General features: G+C 69.9%; 3 protein-coding genes. 1 reads left to right on the top strand and 2 read right to left on the bottom strand.

Annotation, left to right across the window (positions count from 1 at the left end):
* Nucleotides 1-782 (bottom strand): ABC transporter permease (locus ABZ749_RS33800; protein WP_357235140.1); only part of this gene is annotated, 782 nt, incomplete at its 3' end.
* Nucleotides 779-1,630 carry an ABC transporter ATP-binding protein gene (locus tag ABZ749_RS33795; RefSeq protein ID WP_357235137.1) on the bottom strand — a complete coding sequence of 284 codons (852 nt, stop codon included), beginning with the start codon at nucleotides 1,628-1,630 and terminating at the stop codon, nucleotides 779-781. The genes ABZ749_RS33800 and ABZ749_RS33795, both read right to left, overlap by 4 nt.
* A 151-nt stretch (nucleotides 1,631-1,781) precedes the next feature.
* On the opposite strand from ABZ749_RS33795, the gene ABZ749_RS33790 reads away from it, so the two are divergent.
* A partial coding sequence (locus ABZ749_RS33790; protein ID WP_357235134.1) for a methylmalonyl-CoA mutase family protein occupies nucleotides 1,782-2,481 on the top strand: 700 nt, incomplete at its 3' end.

Here is a 2,481-nt window from a genome sequence, read left to right as displayed (position 1 = left end):
CTGTGGTTCCGTCGCTCAGCACGGTGTCCTGGAGCATCCCGCGGGCCCGTACGTGCGGGTCGGCGACCGACTCGCTCAGCGTCCGTACCGGAGCCCTGGCACATCCACTTGAGCGGGAACAGCGCCGCCACCTGCTGCATCCAGGTGGGCAGGTCGGTGAAGACGAAGAACACCCCGGAGATGAACTGAAGGATCAGGGACACCGGGGTGACCACCGCCGAGCCGCTGCGGGCGGTGCTGGCCACCGACGAGATGGCGATGCCGCACAGGGTGCACGCGATCACCCCGAGCACGGCGACCCAGCCGAAGGTGAGCCACTTCCCGGCGGTGCCCGGCAGGTCGAGGTCGAACAGCGCCACCGCGAAGGCCAGCAGCAGCGCCGTCTCGGCGATGCCGATCACCACCACCATGATCACCTTGCCGGCGAACCAGACCCACTTCGGCATCGGCGTGCCCCGGTAGCGCTTGAGCACGCCCCGGTCCCGCTCGACCGGGATCCAGATGCCGAGGTTCTGGAAGCTCACAGTCATCAGGCCGGTCGCGATCATGCCGGTGATGAAGTACTGCGTGAACTTCACCCCACCGCCGATCGTCCCATGGAAGATCGACGCGAAGATCAGGATCATGATGATCGGGAAGCCCATGGTGAAGACCACCGACTCCCGGCTGCGCAGGAACTGGGTGATCTCCAGCCGGCCCTGGCGCAGGGCGAGCGCGCCGGCACCCGGCCGCCGGCCGCGGGTCGCGGTGACCGGCGTCGCCGGCTTCGTCGTGGTCGTCATCGCGAGTGTCCGATCATGGTGAGGTAGACGTCCTCCAGGGTCGGCCGGGTCACCGTCAGCCCGGGGACCTCACCGCCGTGACGCGCGGCGAGGTCGGCCACGAGGGCCGTCGGCGTCGCGCTCTGCGCGCTTTCCAGCGTCCCGTCCGGGGTACGCCAGGAGACCGTGGCGAGGGCCTCCTGCCGATTGCCCAGGCGGTTGGGGGCGGCGACCTCGACAAGTCGGCCACCGGCGATCACCCCGACCCGGTCGGCGAGCGCTTCCGCCTCGTCCAGATAGTGGGTGGTGAGCACGATTGTGGTGCCGGCGGCGGCCAGGTCGCGGATCAGCTCCCAGAACTCGCGACGCGCCTCCGGGTCGAAGCCGGTGGTCGGCTCGTCGAGGAAGAGCAGCTCCGGCCGGCCGACGATGCCGAGGGCCACGTCCAGGCGGCGCTTCTGGCCGCCGGAGAGGGTGTGTGTGCGGGCCTTCGCCTTGCCGGCCAGCCCGACCCGCTCGATCACCTTCGCCGGGTCGTCGGCGTCGAGGTAGAAGCCAGAGAAGTGCCGAATCACCTCGGCCACCGTCAGCTCGTCGAACTCGCCGGTGCCCTGGAGCACGATGCCGACCCGGGAACGCCAGTCGGCGTCGGGGTTGGCCGGGTCCACGCCGAGCACGGAGACCTCGCCGGCATCCCGGTGTCGGTAACCCTCAAGGATCTCCACCGTGGTGGTCTTGCCGGCGCCGTTCGGGCCGAGCAACGCGAACACCTCGCCACGGCGCACGTCGAGATCCACGCCCGCCACCGCTACGTTGTCGCCGTACGCCTTGCGCAGCCCTCGGACGGAGATGGCCAGCTCGTCATCCATGCCGTCCAGTGTGCGTCCTGACCCGCCCTGCGTGGTGCCCGGGGTGTGGCGTTCCGCGCCACTGCGGGAACTTGACACCCGGACGTCCCCGACATGGACCTGTGTGGTTTTCCACAGCTCCTTTTACTGAACGGTAACTTAGACTCCGGCCATGGATGAGACGCCATTCCCGGGGCGACTGCCCGAGCGGGACCGCCCGTGGGTGATGCGCACCTACGCCGGCCACTCGTCGGCCGCGGCGACGAACGCGCTCTTCCGCCGCAACCTGGCGAAGGGGCAGACCGGCCTGTCGGTCGCCTTCGACCTGCCCACCCAGACCGGGTACGACCCGGACCACGAACTCGCCGCCGGCGAGGTCGGACGGGTCGGCGTGCCGGTGGCTCACCTCGGCGACATGCGGGCGCTCTTCGACGGTCTCCCGCTCGCCGAGACGAACACCTCGATGACCATCAACGCCCCGGCGATGTGGCTGCTCGCCCTGTACGGCACCGTCGGGCTGGAGCAGGGCGCCGACCTGGCCCGCTGCGCCGGCACTACCCAGAACGACATCATCAAGGAGTACCTGTCCCGGGGCACCTACATCTTCCCGCCGGCGGCGTCGCTGCGGCTCACCGCCGACGTGGTGGCGTACACGCTGCGCGAGATGCCCCGGTGGAACCCGGTGAACATCTGCTCGTACCACCTCCAGGAGGCTGGTGCCACGCCCGTGCAGGAGGTCGGCTTCGCGCTGGCCACCGCCGTCGCCGTGCTCGACGCGGTCCGCGACTCCGCTCAGGTGCCCGCCGAACGGATGGGCGACGTGGTCCAGCGGATCTCGTTCTTCGTCAACGCCGGGGTGCGCTTCGTCGAGG

The sequence above is a fragment of the Micromonospora sp. NPDC047753 genome (assembly GCF_040642735.1).
In the GTDB taxonomy this organism is placed as follows: Bacteria; Actinomycetota; Actinomycetes; order Mycobacteriales; family Micromonosporaceae; genus Micromonospora.
This window is presented reverse-complemented; position numbering and strand designations above follow the sequence as displayed.

Excerpts from the sequence above, each read along its gene's own strand:
- ABZ749_RS33795 (WP_357235137.1), bottom strand. The coding sequence starts at position 1,630 with ATGGATGACGAGCTGGCCATCTCCGTCCGAGGGCTGCGCAAGGCGTAC.